At 71.2% G+C, this 17,647-nt stretch carries 18 protein-coding genes; 8 read left to right on the forward strand and 10 right to left on the reverse strand.

Annotated features, from left to right (window positions below; translation table 11 throughout):
• Positions 1 to 30 precede the first annotated feature (30 nt).
• From Q9R20_RS07180 to Q9R20_RS07200, 5 genes are read right to left on the reverse strand one after another with little or no spacing between them, the layout of a single operon-like run.
• The gene (locus tag Q9R20_RS07180) at positions 31 to 339 is read right to left on the reverse strand and encodes a hypothetical protein (RefSeq protein WP_311248691.1); all 309 of its coding nucleotides are present in this window, start codon (positions 337 to 339) and stop codon (positions 31 to 33) included.
• A gap of 26 nt (positions 340 to 365) precedes the next feature.
• Positions 366 to 1,313, reverse strand: a complete 948-nt coding sequence (locus tag Q9R20_RS07185; protein WP_311248692.1) for a PDR/VanB family oxidoreductase — start codon at positions 1,311 to 1,313, stop codon at positions 366 to 368.
• The gene (locus tag Q9R20_RS07190) at positions 1,310 to 1,930 is read right to left on the reverse strand and encodes a helix-turn-helix domain-containing protein (RefSeq protein WP_311248693.1); all 621 of its coding nucleotides are present in this window, start codon (positions 1,928 to 1,930) and stop codon (positions 1,310 to 1,312) included. The genes Q9R20_RS07185 and Q9R20_RS07190 overlap by 4 nt, the downstream gene beginning before the upstream one ends.
• Positions 1,927 to 3,225, reverse strand: a complete 1,299-nt coding sequence (locus tag Q9R20_RS07195) for an amidohydrolase family protein (RefSeq protein WP_311248694.1) — start codon at positions 3,223 to 3,225, stop codon at positions 1,927 to 1,929. Before Q9R20_RS07195 ends, Q9R20_RS07190 begins: the two co-directional genes overlap by 4 nt.
• On the reverse strand, positions 3,222 to 4,199 hold the full coding sequence (locus Q9R20_RS07200) for an XdhC/CoxI family protein (RefSeq protein ID WP_311248695.1): 978 nt from the start codon (positions 4,197 to 4,199) through the stop codon (positions 3,222 to 3,224). The genes Q9R20_RS07195 and Q9R20_RS07200 overlap by 4 nt, the downstream gene beginning before the upstream one ends.
• A 51-nt stretch (positions 4,200 to 4,250) precedes the next feature.
• Here Q9R20_RS07200 and Q9R20_RS07205 point away from each other — a divergent pair, with 51 nt between their 5' ends.
• A complete protein-coding gene (locus Q9R20_RS07205) occupies positions 4,251 to 4,820 on the forward strand; it encodes an NTP transferase domain-containing protein (protein ID WP_311248696.1) in 570 nt (189 codons plus the stop codon).
• A gap of 9 nt (positions 4,821 to 4,829) precedes the next feature.
• On the opposite strand, the gene Q9R20_RS07210 is transcribed toward Q9R20_RS07205, so the two are convergent.
• Positions 4,830 to 5,540 (reverse strand): response regulator, encoded by a 711-nt coding sequence (locus tag Q9R20_RS07210; protein WP_311248697.1) that lies wholly within the window; start codon positions 5,538 to 5,540, stop codon positions 4,830 to 4,832.
• Positions 5,537 to 6,829, reverse strand: coding sequence for an ATP-binding protein (locus Q9R20_RS07215; RefSeq protein WP_311248698.1), 1,293 nt, complete (start codon positions 6,827 to 6,829; stop codon positions 5,537 to 5,539). Before Q9R20_RS07215 ends, Q9R20_RS07210 begins: the two co-directional genes overlap by 4 nt.
• 118 nt (positions 6,830 to 6,947) lie before the next feature.
• On the opposite strand from Q9R20_RS07215, the gene Q9R20_RS07220 reads away from it, so the two are divergent.
• The 7 genes from Q9R20_RS07220 (at position 6,948) to Q9R20_RS07250 (ending at position 15,584) form a co-directional block, all read left to right on the forward strand.
• On the forward strand, positions 6,948 to 7,979 hold the full coding sequence (locus Q9R20_RS07220; RefSeq protein ID WP_311248699.1) for a tripartite tricarboxylate transporter substrate-binding protein: 1,032 nt from the start codon (positions 6,948 to 6,950) through the stop codon (positions 7,977 to 7,979).
• Positions 7,976 to 8,554: a tripartite tricarboxylate transporter TctB family protein gene (locus Q9R20_RS07225; RefSeq protein WP_311248700.1), complete on the forward strand. Its 579-nt coding sequence runs from the start codon at positions 7,976 to 7,978 to the stop codon at positions 8,552 to 8,554. Before Q9R20_RS07220 ends, Q9R20_RS07225 begins: the two co-directional genes overlap by 4 nt.
• 1 nt (position 8,555) lies before the next feature.
• Positions 8,556 to 10,091 carry a tripartite tricarboxylate transporter permease gene (locus tag Q9R20_RS07230; protein WP_311248701.1) on the forward strand — a complete coding sequence of 512 codons (1,536 nt, stop codon included), beginning with the start codon at positions 8,556 to 8,558 and terminating at the stop codon, positions 10,089 to 10,091.
• A 243-nt stretch (positions 10,092 to 10,334) separates the two neighbouring features.
• Positions 10,335 to 11,453, forward strand: coding sequence for a multiple monosaccharide ABC transporter substrate-binding protein (gene chvE, locus Q9R20_RS07235; protein ID WP_311248702.1), 1,119 nt, complete (start codon positions 10,335 to 10,337; stop codon positions 11,451 to 11,453).
• 64 nt (positions 11,454 to 11,517) lie between these two features.
• A complete protein-coding gene (mmsA, locus tag Q9R20_RS07240; RefSeq protein WP_311248703.1) occupies positions 11,518 to 13,047 on the forward strand; it encodes a multiple monosaccharide ABC transporter ATP-binding protein in 1,530 nt (509 codons plus the stop codon).
• 5 nt (positions 13,048 to 13,052) lie between these two features.
• On the forward strand, positions 13,053 to 14,273 hold the full coding sequence (gene mmsB / locus Q9R20_RS07245) for a multiple monosaccharide ABC transporter permease (protein ID WP_311248704.1): 1,221 nt from the start codon (positions 13,053 to 13,055) through the stop codon (positions 14,271 to 14,273).
• 99 nt (positions 14,274 to 14,372) lie between these two features.
• A complete protein-coding gene (locus Q9R20_RS07250) occupies positions 14,373 to 15,584 on the forward strand; it encodes an ROK family transcriptional regulator (protein ID WP_311248705.1) in 1,212 nt (403 codons plus the stop codon).
• Between the two features lie 24 nt (positions 15,585 to 15,608).
• On the opposite strand, the gene Q9R20_RS07255 is transcribed toward Q9R20_RS07250, so the two are convergent.
• The 3 genes from Q9R20_RS07255 to purS form a co-directional block, all read right to left on the reverse strand.
• Positions 15,609 to 16,538, reverse strand: a complete 930-nt coding sequence (locus Q9R20_RS07255) for a 2-hydroxyacid dehydrogenase (RefSeq protein WP_311248706.1) — start codon at positions 16,536 to 16,538, stop codon at positions 15,609 to 15,611.
• 73 nt (positions 16,539 to 16,611) lie between these two features.
• Complete coding sequence (gene purQ / locus Q9R20_RS07260) at positions 16,612 to 17,319, reverse strand: phosphoribosylformylglycinamidine synthase subunit PurQ (RefSeq protein ID WP_295839962.1); 708 nt, start codon at positions 17,317 to 17,319, stop codon at positions 16,612 to 16,614.
• Entirely contained in the window at positions 17,316 to 17,564 is a 249-nt protein-coding gene (purS, locus tag Q9R20_RS07265) for a phosphoribosylformylglycinamidine synthase subunit PurS (protein ID WP_311248707.1), read from the reverse strand. Before purS ends, purQ begins: the two co-directional genes overlap by 4 nt.
• Between the last annotated feature and the right edge of the window lie 83 nt (positions 17,565 to 17,647).

Genomic DNA, 17,647 nt, shown 5'->3' on the forward strand with positions numbered 1-17,647 from the left:
CGGCCCGCCGCCTACCCGGGACCCGCGGCGTCAGCTCTCCAATGCCGACCCCGTGAACTGGACCGGCTTGCCGCGGGAGCGGGCGTACGCAATCTCCCTCCGCGTGGATTCGCCGAGATAGCCGCCCGGGTTCACAACCAGCACCCGATCGGCCAGGTCGATCTTCCTCAGATGGAGCGCGTCGAGGACGGCCTTCTCCGCCGCCGTCGGTGGGTGCTCGAGGTCAGCGGGCGCGACGACGATGACGCCGGTGAGGGCGAGAGCCTGTGCCACCGCGCGGAACTCATCGACGAATCGCGCACTCCCGCATAGGCAGACGATCTCGGAGCCATCGCGCATCCCTGAGCCGTCTCCGCTGGCGTGATTCACAACTCCAGCGTGATCCGCTCGCACGCGGCGCGCGACACGCACGGCATCATCGTGCGGTTGGCATCCTGCTCCTCCGGGGACAGCACGGAGTCGCGATGCTCGATCTCTCCGTCGATCACCGCGACCTCGCAGGTGCCGCACGTCCCGTTGCGACAGCTGGAGGGGACGACGACACCGTGCTCCTCCACCACGTCGAGGATCGATCGCTCGGGCGGCACCGTCACCGTCAGCCCCGACATCATCAGGTCGACCTCGAACAGTTCGGGCCACACCGGGGGACCCAGCACCTTCGCCTCGAACCGCTCGACGTGCAGGCTCCCTCGCGGCCAGCCCGACATCGCGGCATCCATCGCCTCCAGCAGTCGCGCGGGACCGCACGCGTACACGACCGCGCGCCCGACCGGAGCGCCGAGACGCGCCGCGACATCGAGTCGGCGCCCCTCATCGGCGGCGAAGACCTCCACGCGTTCGCCGTACCGCGCCTCGAGCTCCTGTGCGAACGCCATCGTCGAGCGCGAGCGACCGACGTACAGCAGCGTCCACGGAGTCCCGGCCGCCTCGGCGGCTTCGATCATCGGCATGATCGGCGTGATCCCGATGCCCCCGGCGACGAAGATCGACGACCGTCCGGCCGTCGGCGCGAACAGGAAATGGTTGGACGGTCCCCGCACCCGCAGCGTCGCACCGACGTGCGCGTTCTCGTGCAGCCACACCGAACCCTCACGCTCACGCAGCACGCCGATGCGCCACGTCCCCCGCTCGGTCGGCGACCCGCACAGCGAGTACTGCCGCTCGATGCCCCCGGGCAGCACGACGTCGATGTGCGCCCCGGGCGACCAGTGGGGCAGCACCCCGTTCGCGCGCTCGAGATCGAGCACGACGACGCCGTCAGCGGCATCCCGCCGCGCCCGCACCACGGCCTCGAACGTCACACCCGCACTCATGTCTCTCCTTCGATCGGCTCCTCAGCGCCTCCGTGCACGGTCTCCTTCACGATCAGCAGGCGATAGGGCGTCCCGTCGGGCGAATGCCAGCGGTGCGGCACCCCGGAACGGCAGTACACCGAATCGCCGACGACCATCGTGCGTTCCCCGAACGGACCGAACGACACCACGATCGACCCCTCCAGCACGGTGAGGAACTCGTCCTCAGCGTGCACGTAGTGGTCGCCCGGTTCGGCGTTCGCGCCCGTGAACTCCATCGGCTCGAACCGACGCGGACCCTCCACGAGGAGACGCGCCGTCCCCTCCGCGAAGGGACCCACCACCCCGTCCCCCGCGAGGACGAACGACGGTTCGGCATCGTGGTCGTGACGCGGCGGTTCCGAGCCGGCGATCAGCTCGACCCGACTCGTCCCGAGCGCCCGCGCGAGCCGCTCGAGACTGGCCATGCTCGGACGCGCGAGCCCCCGCTCCAATTGGCTGAGGAAGGGATGCGACAGCTCGGCGGCCTCGGCGAGCTGCGTGAGCGTGAGGCCCCGCGCCTTGCGCAACCCCCGCAGGTGCGCGCCGAGCCGCTCGTCGCTGGTGGGAGCCGGGATCGCTGGTGCCATGGACGTCATCGTGCCACCCTCTCGAACAGCCGGGCGACGACCTCGGCCTCATCGGCGGTCACCAGGCACCCGTCTTCGACGACCACCCGCCCGCCGACCAGGACGGTGCGCGGACGCCGCCCGGGCGCCGCCCACAGCAATCCCGCGACCGGATCGGCCACCCCGGCGTCCGCGACGCCCGAGACATCCCACACGCAGACATCACCCGCGGATCCAGGCGCGAGGCGACCGAGCTCCGACCGACCCAGACCGTCGGCCGACCCCTCGCTCGCCATCGCCAGAACCTCGGATGCCGCCAGCTGCGGCCCCACGAGCGCCGACACCTGCATCGCCAGACGCGCGTCGGCCAGCAGATGTCCCGCGTCGTTGCTGCCACCCCCGCTGGTCCCGAGACCGACCGCGACCCCCGCGTCGAGAAGACGCCGGACGGGCGCGACCCCCCAGCCCATGGGCACATCGCACCCGGGGGCGTGCGTCGCGGACGCCCCGGATGCCGCTACCTGCGCGATCTCGTCGGCGGTGACGTCGCAGAGGTGGGCGAGCGTGACATCCGGGGCGAGCCAGCCCCACTCCGCGAGCAGCTCGAGGGGGCGACGACCGTATCGCTCGAGGGCGATCTCGACGTCGATCACCTCGTTCGCCTGCGTCCGCCGCCGCAGACCGTGCCGCGCGGCGACCTCGCCGAGCAGCTCGAACGTCTCCCGCGGGTCGCTGTGCACTCCCGCCGGCCCGACCGCGACCTGCAGCATCCCGTCCTCCGACACCCCGCCGGGTCGTCCCGGCACGAGCGCGGCGACGATGGCCTCGGCGGAGGCCGCGGCCTCCTGGGGGTCGTCCCGCGCGGCCCCGCGCACGAAGACGAGTCGCGAACCGAGGTCCGAAGCCGCCTCCGCCGCGGCCCGCGCCATCGCGACCGTATCCGCCCCGCTCGGCCAGGTCAGGTGGTGGTCGGCCACGGTCGTGACCCCGCACAGCAGCGCCTCCGCGAGACCGGCCCGGGCGGCGAGCCCGACGAGATCCGCATCGACCGTGGCCTCGTCGTACGCGGCCGCCATCGCCGGGAGCCACTCCCGCATCGGGATCCCCCGCGTGCCCGGCAGAGTCCGGAACGCCGTCTGCAACAGGTGGTGGTGGGCGTTGACGAGCCCGGCCGTGACGACGCAGCCGGTGGCATCCACGATCCGCGCGCCCTCGATGTCGGCGGACTCCGCGACCACGCCGTCGACGATGATCACGTCGCCCAGACGCACGCGACCGGCGCTCTCGACGACCGCCACGGCGCCGCGCACGACGACGACGCTCACGCGCTCCTCACCGCGCACGAGCCCGCCTCGGACGGCCACGGACCGGCCGACGCGTGCAACCGGACGCCGCCCCGCTCGCGCAGCGGACGGGCGTCGGCGTCGTTCCGGGATGCCACGATCTCCGCGATCACCGACAGGGCCGTCTCCTCGGGGGACGCGCCGCCCAGATCCAGGCCCAGGGGCGAATGCAACCGCGAGAGCTCGGCATCCGTCACCCCGGCGGTGCGGAGCAGCGCCGCCCGCCGTGCGACGGTGGCCCGCGCCCCCATCGCGCCGACGAAGCCGGCGGGGGAGCGCAGAGCAACCCGCAGCGCGGGCACGTCGAGGCGTTGGTCGTGGGTCAGAACGCACACCGCGGTCCGCTCGTCGAGGTCGGTGAGCGAGGCGAGATGCTCGTGCGGGGTGGCCACCACCACGTCCCGAGCCTCGGGGAACCGCTCGCGCGTGGCCAGCAGCGCCCACTCGTCGCAGACGGTCACCGCGAAACCGGCCGCCGCTCCCACGCGGCACAGCGCGGCGGCGTGCTCACCCGCACCGAGGATGATCAGGCGCGCGGCGGCGGCTCGCCTCAGGACGAGCGCCTCGCCGTCGAGATCGAGCCGGAGGGTGGTCGCGCGCCCGGCGCGCGCGGCCTCGAGAGCGGGTCGCGCCGCCTCGTCGACCCGGTACGCGACGACGTCCACCGCGCCTCCGCACGCGAGACCCGCGGCGATGGGCGTCACGGTTCCGTCGTCGGTGAAGCCGAAGCGGGCGCGCCGCACGGAGCCCGTCCGCAAGGCGTCGAGCCCGAGCATGACGGCGTCGCTCTCGACGCACCCGCCCGAGATCGACCCGATGACCCGCGCACCGCGCGTGACCGCCAGGGTGGCACCGACGCCGCGTGGGGCGCTGCGCACGACCCGCGTCACCGTCACGGCCGCGACGGGGGTCCCCGCGTCGAGCAGCGGCAGCAGATCGGCGGCCAGTTCGAGCATGGACGCGACGGTAGTCGGGGCGTGTTTCGCGCACGCTACGCTGTCGTGACCATGCCCGCCGGACCCTTCGCCGCCGCGTCGGGGCTCGTGCTGGCCGCCGGCGCCGGGCGCCGCTACGGCGGCCCGAAGGCCCTCGCGCGCACCCCCGCGGGCGCCCCGTGGCTCGTCCTGGCGATTCGCGCGCTCGTCGAGGGCGGATGCCGCGACGTCACGGTCGCGCTGGGCGCCGCGGCCGACGAAGCGGCGTCGCTCGTCCCCGACGGAACCGCGATCGTCCGCGTCGAGGACTGGGCGTCTGGTCTCGCGGCGTCGCTGCGCGCGGGGCTCGCGGCCCTGGCATCCGGCCCGTCCCCCGCGGCGGTCGTGCTCCCCGTCGACACCCCCGACGTCCCCGCCGCGGCGATCGCCCGGATCGCCCGACGCGCCCATCCCGACGCCCTCTCCCAGGCGACCTACCGCGGGGTCCCCGGTCATCCGGTGCTGCTCGGACGCGCGCACTGGGAGCCGTTGTCCGCGACGGTCCGGGGCGACACCGGCGCCCGTCCCTACCTCATCGCGCAGGGCGCCGACTTCGTCGAGTGCGGCGACCTCTGGTCGGGCGCCGACCGCGATACGCCCTGAGCCCGCGGGTCATCCGGGCGGCGACGGCGCCAGTCGGTACAGGATCCGGGGCCGTCCCCGCGCCCCGTAGCGATGCGCGAGGTCGATGACCCCGACGGCGACGAGATGCTCGAGATAGCGCTGCGCCGTCGCCCGCGACAGCCCGCACGCGCTCGCGACCTCGGTCGCCGACACGAACGCGACGGGATCGAGACTCGCCCGCACCCGCTCGAGCGTGACCGTCGCGAGCCCCTTCGGCAGGGCATCCGTCCGGGCGGGAACCCGCACGGTCCCGGTCCCGAGCAGTCGATCGATATCACCCTGTGAGAGCGTGCGCTCGCGCGCGGCCTCCACGCGCGCCCTCCGCTCGCCGCGGTACGTCTCGAGCCGGCGCCGCAGCACGTCCTCGGTGAACGGTTTGACGAGGTATCCCACGACGTGTGCGGCGAGGGCCTGACGCACGGTCACCTGATCCTGCGACGAGCTGATGACCAACACGTCCAGGCCGTCCGCGCCCAGCGTGCGCAAACGGTGCAGCACCTCGACCCCGCTGATGTCGGGAAGACGCATGTCGAGCAGGACCAGGTCGACACCGGAGCGAGCCCGCTCCACCGCGGCCTCTCCCGTCGCGGCCGACCCCACGACCGAGAAGCCCGCGACCCCGGCCACGAACCGACCGTGCAGAGCGCGCGCCGCGGCGTCGTCGTCGACGACGAGCACCCGGATGGCGTCGACGCTCACGAGCTCACCGCCCCGGCGACGGGGAGCTCGAACGCGAACCGCGCCCCGCCCCAGCCCGAGCGTGACACGAGGATCTCGCCGCCGCGCTCGGCGACGGCGCGTCGCACGACCGCGAGACCGATGCCGCGACCCGTGCCGGTCGGGTCGGGCTTCGACGTGAAGCCGCGCGAGAACGCCCGTTCGATCTCCCGCGGATCCAGCCCCGGTCCGTCGTCGTCGACGGCCCCGTGAAGGGTGTCGCCGACCTGGCCGAGCGTGCAGCGCACCCTCGTCGCTCCCGCCTCGGCGGCGTTGCGACACAGATTCGCGAGGATCAGCACGACCGTCTCGTCGATGGGCAGCTCGCGGTCGATCTGCACCTCGAGGTGCGCGCCCCGCGCGGCGACCTCGCTGCGCAGCGCCTCGATGCTCGCACTCACCAGCGACGCGCCCAAGCGGTCGTCCGACGGCTCGCGCGCAGCGAGTCCGGGCAGGGCGCCGGAGATGTAACCGAGCGCCTCGCTCGTGTCGCCGCGCGAGACGAGGCCGTGCAGCACGTGCAGCCGCGTGCCGAACTCGTGCGCCTGCTCGCGCAGGGCGACCATCGTGCGGGAGGTCTGCTCCTGCTCGGCGGCCAGCGCATCGAGCCGGCGGAAGCGCCGTTCGATCGCCGCCGCGAGCACGGACGAGGCCAGGGTGCCGGCCACGAGCGCCCCCAGACCCCAGGGCAGGATCGCACCGACCGCCTCGTTGCGCTCCGACAGGATGCTTGATTCCAGCACCCCCACCGCCACCATCCCGACGACCTCGTCCCCGTCGCGGATCGGCACCTTGGCGCGCAGCGAGCTGCCCGACGGGCCGGTCTCGGTACCGAGGAACGGCGTCCCGGCGAGCACGGAGGCGTTGGTCGTCTCGACCTGGCGCCCCCGCTGCTCCTGCTCCGGGTGGGTGATGCGCACCCCCTCGTCGTCGGTGATCACGACGTAGAACACACCCGTCGTGCGCTCGACGAGATCGGCCAGCGGCTGCAGCACGGCGGACGCGGGGCGGAGGTCGGCGGCATCCGCGAGGTCGACGAGGCTGCCGACCTCGGAGACGGATGCCACGGCCGTCCGCACGTCGTCGAGCTCGGCGAGCCCCGAGGCCACGTCGAACACGCGGTCGACGGTGTCGGCGCGGATCCGTCGTTCCTGTGCCGAGGCGGCGATGACGAGCGTGAGCCCCACGGCGGCGAGCACGATGACGCTGGGCAGCACGACGAGGGCGCGCCGCACCGCGCGAGCGGTGAACGGTGACGGGGAGTCGCGCATGGACGGCTTTCGATCGCGAGAAATATGAGCACAAAGCGCGCACGGGGTGCGCGCCAGCCGTCCTCCTGGGAGCGTCGTCACATTCTGCGCACGACGACGTTCGCAAGAAGGAGCTGTGATGACGGAGCCTACGCCTCCCCCTGTTTCCGACCATCCTTCGACGGATCGGTCCCGACGCCGATGGGTCGGCCGCATCGCGGGCGGGGTGGTCGCCGCGACGGCGATCGCGGTCGCCTCCTACGGGTCGATCACGTCGGCCTCGGCCGGCGACGACATCCACGCGTCGATGACGATCATCGCCCCGGCCGCGGCCGGCGGCGGCTGGGACGGCGTCGCCCGCGAACTGCAGCAGGCGCAGAAGGCCAACGGACTCGTCAACAACGTCCAGGTGGTCAACATGCCCGGCGCCGGCGGCACGATCGCCCTCGGCAACGTGTCGGTGCTGAACGGACAGGCGAGCAACCTGCTCGTCGGCGGCACGGGCCTGCTGGCGGCCACGGTGCAGTTCGACAGCGCCGCGACCCTCGACGACGTGACGCCGCTGGCGGTCATGGTCGAGGAGTACGACGTGATCGTCGTACCCGCCGATTCGCCGTACGAGACGCTCGACGACCTCGTCGAGGCGTGGCGGCAGAACCCGAAGGCGCTGCCGTGGACCGGGGGCGGCTCGTTCGACCAGCTCGTCGTCGCCGAGCTGGCCCTGGCGGCCGGCATCGCACCCGTCGACATGACCTACATCTCGTCCGACGGCGGCGGTGAGGCGATCCAGGCGCTGCTCAACGGCACCGCTCAGGCCGCGGCCGGCGGCTACCCCGACAACATCGACCAGATCGAGTCGGGACGTCTACGGGCTCTCGCGCTGGTCGCCGCCGAGCCGATCGAGGGCATCGACATCCCGACGGCCGTGTCGCAGGGATACCAAGTGGGTCTGACCAACTGGCGCATGCTCGCCGCCCCGAGCGGTCTGAGCGGCGAGCAGGTCGACGGTCTCACCGAGCTCGTCCTCGATTCGGTCGCGACCCCGGAGTGGGCCGACGCGCGCGCTCGCTACCACTGGACCGAGCGCATCATCACCGGCGACGACCTCACGGGCTTCCTCGCCGACGAACGCGTGCGCATCGAGCGCCTGTACGAGGAGATGGGTCTGTGATCCCGGCGAACAACAACCCCACGTCGGTCTCGGCGACCGTCGGCGACCGGCTGCTCTTCCAACGCGGCAGCGGTGCGCGCGGCATCGCGAAGGGCCTCGTGATGCCCGTCATCCTCGCGGCGTTCGCGACGTACCTGCTGTACGGCATCGTCGTGATGAAGGTGCCGCCGAGCGCGGCCTTCCCCGGCCCGCAGTTCTTCCCCGGCATCATCGCCGCGGGCCTGTACCTCTTCGCGATCCTCCTCGGCGTCGCGGCTGTGCGCGCGGCTCTGGTGACGCCCTCCGCGGAGGACGAGGAGCGGGAGGAAGCGGCCGGCACGCGACGGGTGGGCGTCGACTGGCGATCGTTCGCCTGGGTCGTCGGCTCGTTCCTCGGCTTCGCGTTCCTGCTCGGCATCCTGGGTTGGATCATCGCCGCCGCCCTGCTGTTCGTGGGCATCGCCCGCGGTTTCGGCCAGCGCCGGATCCTCTTCGCACTGCTGGTCGGCCTGACGATCAGCTCGCTCAGCTACATCGCCTTCGACATGGGGTTGGGTCTGTCCCTGCCCTCCGGAATCCTCGGATGGGCCTTCTGACATGGACGTTCTGATCCTCCTCGGCGAAGGCTTCGCCGGCGCCCTGACACCGCAGAACCTGCTGTGGGTGCTCGTGGGCTGCGTGCTCGGCACCGCGGTCGGCGTCATGCCCGGCCTCGGCTCCTCCATGGCGGTGGCGCTGCTGCTGCCGGTGACGTTCTCGCTCGACCCGACCGCGGCGTTCATCATGTTCTCCGGCGTCTACTTCGGCGGGCTGTTCGGCGACTCCATCACCGGCATTCTGATGAACACCCCCGGCCAGGCCTCGGCGATCGCGTCGACGTTCGAAGGTCACAAGATGGCGCTGAACGGCCGCGCGGCCCAAGCCCTGGCGACGGCCGCGATCGGCGCCTTCATCGGCGGCATCGTCGCGGCGAGCCTGCTGGTGTTCTTCGCCCCGCTGCTGGCGGACCTGTCGAGCAGCTTCGGGCCGGCGGAGTTCTTCGCGCTCGCGATCTTCGCCTTCGCGGCGACCTCGTCGGTCGTGACCGACAACGCGGTCAAGGGTCTCGCCTCGCTGTTCGTGGGCCTCGGCATCGCCGTCGTCGGCATCGACGGGGTCACCGGTGCCCCGCGCTTCACGCTGGACTCGCCGAACCTGTTCGACGGGATCTCGCTCGTGACGGTGACGGTCGGCATCCTGGCCCTGGGAGAGGTCATCCACGTGGCGGCGCTGGAGCGGCACGTCAAGGGCGGCGCGATGGTGCGCCCCGCGGGGCGCCCCTGGCTGTCGCGCCGCGAGTTCCGCGAGGCGACGCCCGCGTGGTTGCGGGGGACGGCGATCGGTCTGCCGTTCGGCGTCATCCCGGCGGGCGGGTCGGAGATCCCGACCTTCCTCGCGTACGGCATCGAGAAGCGCCTCGACGGGCGCCGCAAGAAGCCGCGCTTCGGCACCGGGGCGATCCGCGGCCTCGCCGCCCCCGAGGCGGCGGGCAACTCGACCACCGGTATGGCGATGGGTTCGCTCCTCGCGCTCGGCCTTCCGGTGTCGGCGACGGCGGCGATCATGCTCGCGGCCTTCCGCCAGTACGGCCTGCAGCCGGGGCCCCTGCTGTTCGAGCGCGCTCCCGACCTCGTGTGGGCGCTGATCGCGAGCTTCTTCATCGCCATGATGGTGCTGCTGCTCCTCAACCTGCCGTTCGCGATGCTGTGGGCGAAGCTGCTGGTCATCCCGCGTCCCTACCTCTACGCGGCGATCGCCGTGTTCTGCGGGCTCGGCATCTACGCGACGTCGGGCGCCACCTTCGACTTGGTGATGCTGCTGGCGATCGGCCTGCTCGGGTTCGTGATGCGCGCGCACGACTATCCGCTCGCCCCGCTCATCATCGGCATGGTGCTCGGCCCCCTCGCCGAGACGAGCCTCCGGGATGCCGCGATGAGCGCGAACGGCGACCTCACGACGCTCCTGCAGGGCCCGATCGTGCTGACGATCTACGCCGTGCTCGCCGTCGTGCTGCTCGCCGCGGGCCGCAACCGCCTCGTCGCGAGACGCCGTGCGGCGAAGGCGGAGCAACGCGAGAGCGTCGAGATCTCCTGACGACGATCCGGAACGGGCGGGGTGCGACGGCACCCCGCCCGTTCCGTCGTTCCGGGCCCGTCGGACGTCAGGAGAACAATTTTGTGGTGGCTATAGACAAATACCGGTGCGGGGGATATTTTTTCGGAGCCGTCATAATTCGACGGGTCCACAGCCGGGACGATGACGTACCCGATCCGACGCCGGGGAGGGCGCGGGTACGACCACGGGGGTCCCTGCAGTTCAGAGAGGAACGCAGATCACATGCTGAAGAAAATCCTGACCGGTGCGGCCATCGCCGCCCTCGCCGTCGGTCTCGGAGCGTGCAGCTCCACCCGCCCGGCCGACGGTGGCGGAGCAGCCGCGGGCGGCAGCGGAGACTGCAACGTCGGCATCGCGATGCCCACCCGCAGCCTCGAGCGGTGGATCAACGACGGCGAGCAGCTGCAGAAGAAGCTCACCGACGCCGGCTGCACCGTCGACCTGCAGTACGCCGACAACAAGACCGACCAGCAGATCAGCCAGATCCAGAACCAGATCTCGGGCGGCGCGAAGATCCTCGTGATCGCCGCGATCGACGGCTCGACGCTGGGTCCGGTGCTGCAGGAGGCCAAGGCGCAGAACGCCACGGTCATCGCCTACGACCGCCTCATCAACGGCAGCGAGAACGTCGACTACTACGCCACCTTCGACAACTACAAGGTGGGCACCCTGCAGGGGCAGTTCATCGAGGAGCAGCTGGGCCTCAAGACCGGCGCCGGCCCCTTCAACCTCGAGCCCTTCGCCGGCAGCCCCGACGACAACAACGCGAAGTTCTTCTTCGCCGGCGCGTGGGACGTGCTCCAGCCCTACATCGAGAAGGGCCAGCTCGTGGTGCCGAGCGGCAAGTCGCCCGCGAACGACGACGCCTGGGCCTCGATCGGCATCCAGGGATGGGCGTCCGACAAAGCGCAGTCCGAGATGGACAACCGCCTCTCGTCGTTCTACGGCGACGGCAAGAAGGTGAACGTGGTGCTCTCGCCCAACGACAGCCTCGCGATCGGCATCGAGGCCTCGCTGAAGTCCGCCGGCTACACCGCCGGCGCCGAGTACCCGCTCATCACGGGCCAGGATGCCGACAAGGCCAACGTCAAGGCGATCCTCGACGGCACGCAGGCGATGACGGTCTGGAAGGACACCCGCGCCCTCGGCGACCGGGTGTTCACGATGATCGAGCAGATCAAGGACGGCCAGACCGTCGAGGTCAACGACGAGAAGACCTACGACAACGGCAAGAAGGTCGTGCCGTCCTACCTGCTGACGCCCGAGGTCGTCGTCAAGGACGACGTCCAGACGAAGCTCATCGACTCGGGCTTCCTGAAGGCCTCCGACGTCGGACTCTGATCACTCCCGCGGCGGGGCGGGCTCGCGTCCGCCCCGCCGCTCGATCCCGACGGAGGGACAACCCATGACCGAACCGATCCTGCGCATGTCGGGGATCTCGAAGTCGTTCAACGGCGTTCCGGCCCTGGCCGACGTGTCGATCGACGTCCACCGCGGCGAGGTCCACGCGATCTGCGGGGAGAACGGCGCCGGCAAGTCGACCCTGATGAAGGTGCTCAGCGGCGTCTACCCGGCCGGCAGCTTCGAGGGCTCCATCACCCTCGAGGGCGAGCAGATGGCGTTCCGCTCGATCAACGACAGCGAGGCCGCGGGAATCGTCATCATCCATCAGGAGCTGGCGCTCAGCCCCTACCTCTCGATCGCCGAGAACATCTTCCTCGGCAACGAGAAGTCGCGGCGCGGCGTCATCGACTGGAACGCCACCAACACCGCCGCGGCCGAGCTGCTTGCGCGCGTGGGGCTGCGTGAGAACCCGGCGACGAAGATCTTCGAGCTCGGCGTCGGCAAGCAGCAGCTCGTCGAGATCGCCAAGGCGCTCGCGAAGGAGGTGAAGCTCCTCATCCTCGACGAGCCCACCGCCGCCCTGAACGACGACGACTCCGCTCACCTGCTCGACCTCATCGACCAGCTGCGCACGCAGGGCATCACCTGCATCATCATCAGCCACAAGCTCAAAGAGGTGCTGCGCATCTCCGACCGCATCACGATCATCCGCGACGGTCGAACGATCGAGACGATGCACCGCTCCGACGCCGACACCGACGAGGGACGCATCATCCGCGCCATGGTCGGCCGCGACCTGAACAGCCTCTTCCCACCGCGCGAACCCGACATCGGCGAGGAGCTGTTCCGCGTCGAGAACTGGACCGTGCACCACCCCGTCGACACCGAGCGCGTCGTCATCGACGACGCGTCCTTCATGGTGCGCGCCGGCGAGATCGTCGGTTTCGCGGGCCTCATGGGCGCCGGCCGGACCGAACTGGCGATGAGCATCTTCGGACGCATGTACGGCACCGGCATCTCGGGCGAGGTCTACAAGAACGGGCAGCAGATCGACGTCCGCACGGTCGACGCCGCGATCAAGCACGGCATCGCCTACGCCACCGAGGACCGCAAGAAGTACGGGCTCAACCTCATCGGGGACATCCAGGTCAACGTCTCGGCATCCGCCCTCGCCCGTCTCGCCCGCCTCGGCGTCGTCGACCGGTACCGCGAGTACAAGGTCGCCGACTCGTACCGCTACAAGATGAACATCAAGGCGCCCAGCGTCGCCGCGATCACCGGTCGCCTCTCCGGCGGGAACCAGCAGAAGGTGGTCCTGTCGAAGTGGATGTTCACCGGACCCGACGTGCTGATCCTCGACGAGCCGACCCGCGGCATCGACGTCGGGGCGAAGTACGAGATCTACGGCATCATCAACGAACTCGCGGCCCAGGGGAAGGCCGTCATCGTCATCTCGTCGGAGCTGCCCGAGGTCATCGGCCTCTCCGACCGCATCTACACGATCTCCGAGGGACGCATCACGGCTGAGGTCAGCCGCGACGACGCCACGCAGGAGACCCTCATGCGGCACATGACCGCCGGAAGGAACTGACAGCAATGGCCACCGCATCCACCCAGACGGTCGAGGCACCGACGCAACCGGGGCCCCGCCGTCGCGGCATCCTGTCGCGCATCAATTTCCGGCAGTTCGGCATCCTCGCCGCCCTCGTCATCATCATCGCGCTGTTCCAGGTGCTCACCGGCGGTCGCCTGCTGCTGCCGGGCAACGTGAACAACCTCATCCAACAGAACGCCTACGTGCTGATCCTCGCGATCGGCATGGTCATGGTCATCATCGCCGGGCACATCGACCTGTCCGTCGGTTCGGTCGTGGCGATGGTGGGCGCGATCGCGGCGATCGCCATGAACCAGTGGGGGCTGCCCTGGTACGTCGCCGTGGTGCTCTCGCTCGTCGTCGGCGCCGTGGTCGGGGCGTGGCAGGGCTTCTGGGTCGCCTTCATCGGCATCCCCGCGTTCATCGTGACCTTGGCGGGCATGCTGTTGTTCCGCGGTCTGACGCTCGTGCTGCTGACCGGCGGCACGATCAGCGGTCTGCCCGACGGCTTCACCGCGATCGGCGCCGGCTGGCTGCCGCCGGTGCTCGGCTACCTGGGCAACTGGGATGCCCTGACCCTCGCGCTCGGCGCGATCGCGAGCGCCGCGCTGATCGTGCAGCAGCTGCGCACGCGAGCGACCCTGCGCCGCCTCGAGCTGCCGCGCGAGGTCGCCTGGTCGTTCTGGGCCAAGAACGCCGCCGCCGTCGTGGTCATCATGGCCGCCTCCTTCACGCTGGCGACCTACAACGGCACCCCGATCGTGCTGATCATCCTGGCCGTGCTCGTGCTGGCGTATACGTTCGTCCTCAACCGCACGACCTTCGGCCGTCACATCTACGCCATGGGCGGCAACCTGTTCGCGGCCGTGATGAGCGGTGTGAAGACGAAGTGGGTCAACTTCTTCATCTTCGTCAACATGGGCGCCCTCGCCGGTCTCGCAGCCGTCGTCAGCACCGCGCGAGCGGGGAGTGCGGTCGCCGCCGCCGGGCAGAACTACGAACTGGATGCCATCGCGGCGGTGTTCATCGGCGGCGCTGCCGTGCAGGGCGGCATCGGCACCGTGGTCGGCGCGGTCGTCGGCGGCCTCGTCATGGGCGTGCTGAACATGGGGTTGTCCATCCTCAGCGTCGACGCGGCCTGGCAGATGGCCATCAAGGGCATCGTGCTGCTGCTGGCCGTCGCGTTCGACATCTTCAACAAGCGGCGCAACGGCGGTGTCTGACCGGATGGGGAGCGCGGCCCCGGGGCCCGCTCCCCATCCGCGTCACTGCGTTTCTCGTCCGTATGGCTCCGATGGGATGATGGGGGAGGTGCGCCCCTCATGACCCCTGCCGTGTTCGAGCCCGCGACGCCGCTCGCACCCCCGCCGGGTCGTACGACCAACGACCTGATCCGCCAGCAGAACCTCGCGTCCGTGCTCTCGCTGCTGCACTCCCGGGGAGCGCTCTCACGCGCGCAGCTCGGAGCCACCACCGGACTCAACCGCTCGACCGTGACCGGTCTGGTCATGGAGCTGATCGAACTCGGCCTCGTCCGGGAGGCGCCCGGAGGCGAACGCACCGGCAAGGTGGGCCGCCCGACCCTCGACATCGAGCCCGAGGACCACGTCGCCGCCCTGAGTGTTCGGGCCGAGCCGCACGCCGTGACCGTGGCGCTCGTGGGCCTGGGCGGAGTGGTCCACGCACGACTGCGCCACGACACCGCCGGGGCGCCCTCGCCCAAGCGGTTCGTGCAGATCGTCGCGAACTCCGTCGAGGCGATGCGCGCCGACATCGACCGGCACTACCGCGTGGTCGGCGCGGGCCTCGCCGTCCCCGGGCTGGTGAACGCCAACGGCTCCGTGCTGGTGTCGCCGACGCTCGGCTGGAAACGCGATCCGGTCGCCGCACGCCTCAGCGACGAGCTCGGGATGCCGGTGACCGCCGGCAACGACGCCAGCATCGGCGCCCTCGCCGAGTCGCGGTTCGGGGTGGGGGTCGGGGTGGGAAACCTGCTGTACCTCGGCGGCGCGATGCGCAGCATCGGCGGCGGCCTCATCATCGACGGCACCCTGCTGCGCGGGACCTCGGGCTATGCCGGCGAGCTCGGCCACACGGTCGTGGATCCGCGTGGGCGCGCGTGCGTGTGCGGGCGCCGCGGCTGTCTCGAGGCCGAGGTGAGCCTCGACATCCTCGAGCCGCTCCTCGGCCGCCGCAAGCTCGACGAGGACGAGCTCGACGTCGAGCTGGGCGTCGCCCGCGACCCCCGCGTCATGACCGAGGTCGCCCGCCAGGTCGAGATGCTCTCCCTCGCGCTGACGAACTTCGTCAATGCCTTCGCCCCCGAGACGGTCGTGCTCTCGGGCTACCTCGGGGCGCTGCTGTCGGTGAGCCGCGAACGCCTCGCCGACGCGGTGCGCGTGCACCCCCTCGGCGCCGAGGGCCGTGCCATCCGGCTGGAGCGCGCGCACCTGCGCTCGCGCCTCATGCTCGTCGGCCCCGCGGAGCTGGCGTTCGCCGACCTCCTGGCCAATCCCGCCGGTTTCCGCGGCTGATCCGCGCTCGCCCGATACCGGGGATCAGCCGCCCAGGACCACGTTCAGCGGTGCCTCGCCGCGTTGCAGACGTTTGATCTGCTCACGCACCAGTCGGGCGATGCGCGGGCGCATGGCATCCGTCGCTCCGCCGACGTGCGGCGAGATGAGCACGCCGTCGAGGCTCCAGAGCGGGTGGTCGGCGGGCAGCGGCTCGGGGTCGGTTACATCCAGCGCCGCGCGCAGGCGACCGCGACGTACGTGGTCGACCAGGGTGTCCGTGTCGATGAGCGGACCGCGACCGACGTTGACGACGAGCGCACCCTCGGGCAGCGCCGAGAAGGCGGCGTCGTCCAGCACGTGGCGGGTGCTGTCGCCGCCGGGGAGCGAAGCGATGAGGATGTCGGTGTCGGCCAGCACGTCGCCGAGCTTGCCGATCGGGAACACCTCGACGCCGTCCTGCAGCCGGCCGTGCGAGGCGACCGCACGCAACGACACCTCGAACGGCTGCAAACGCGCCGCGATCGCACGACCCACGCCGCCGAAGCCGAGCAGCGTGACGCGCGCGTCGGCCAGGCCGGGTGCCGTGCCCCCGGTCCACTCGCCGCGGTCCTGTGCGCGCACGAACGCGGGGAGGTGTCGCTGCGCGGCGAGCGTGAGCGCGAGGGCGAGTTCCGACGTCGCCGTCTCGTGCACGCTCGAGGCGTTCGCGAACACCACGCCCTCGGGCAGGCGCCCCTCGACATTGTCGTAGCCGATCGACTGGCCCTGCACGAGGCCGACCTCGACCTCGCTCAGGCGCTCGATCACGCCGTCCATCGACATGTACGGCGGCACCACCATGTCGAAACGCTCGCGCGGGGCGGGGCCCGTCATGTCCCAGACCACCACCTCGACGCCGTCGGGCAGCTCGCCGAGGTCGTCGCGGAGCTGGGCGGTGGGAACGGACACGAGGAGGGGGGTCGAGGTCGTCACCCGCCCGACGCTACCGCCGCCGTTCGAGACGCGCGCGGAGCTTGCGCGCCCGGGGGAGGGGGATGCTAGCGCGTCAGGCCGCGGCGCCCACGACGGCCGCGATGGCCGAGGTGAAGAACCCGAGCCCGTCGACGCCGGAGCGCATGGCGGCGGAGGTGCCGGGGCCGAAGCCGGGCTCGACCGCGTGCTCGGGGTGCGGCATGAGGCCCACGACGTTGCCGCGCTCATTGGTGAGGCCGGCGATGTCGTCGAGCGAGCCGTTGGGGTTCACGCCCAGGTAGCGGAAGGTCACGAGGCCCTCGCCGTTGACGCGCGCCAGGGTCTCGGCGTCGGCGATGTAGCCGCCGTCGGCGTTCTTCAGCGGGATGACGATCTCGTCGCCCTCGGCGAAGTCGCTGGTCCAGGCGGTCGAGGCGTTCTCGACGCGCAGGCGCTGGTCGCGGCGGATGAACTGCTGGTGGGCGTTGCGGATCAGGCCGCCTGGCAGCAGGTGCGCCTCGACGAGCATCTGGAAGCCGTTGCAGATGCCGAGCACGGGCATGCCCTTCGCCGCGGCGTCCTTCACCTCGGCCATGATCGGCGCGAAGGCGGCGATGGCGCCGGCGCGCAGGTAGTCGCCGTAGCTGAAGCCGCCGGGCAGGACCAGGGCGTCGACGCCCTTCAGGTCGTGCTCGCCGTGCCAGAGGGCGACGGGCTCTCCTCCGGCGAGACGGATGGCGCGCTGCGCGTCGCGGTCGTCGAGCGAACCGGGGAAGGTGATGACCCCGATGCGAGCGGTCACTGCACCACCTCGACGTTCACCACGTCTTCGATGACGGCGTTCGAGAGCATCTCGTCGGCCAGTTCGCGCGCGCGGGCGAGCGTGGCCTCGTCGACCTCTCCGTCGACGGTGAGCTCGAAGCGCTTGCCGATGCGCACGTCGGAGAAGCGGTTCTCGCCGAGCCGCGAGAGAGCGCCGGCCACGGCCTTTCCCTGCGGGTCGAGAAGCTCGGCCTTGGGCATGACGTCGACGACGATGGTGGGCACAGCAGCTCCAGAAGTCGGGTGGCGTTGTGGATGCCATTCTACGCGAGCGCCCGCCGTCGTCCCGTCCCCCGTGGCGGCCGGCT

It is taken from the genome of Microbacterium sp. PRF11 (assembly GCF_031844085.1).
GTDB lineage: Bacteria > Actinomycetota > Actinomycetes > Actinomycetales > Microbacteriaceae > Microbacterium.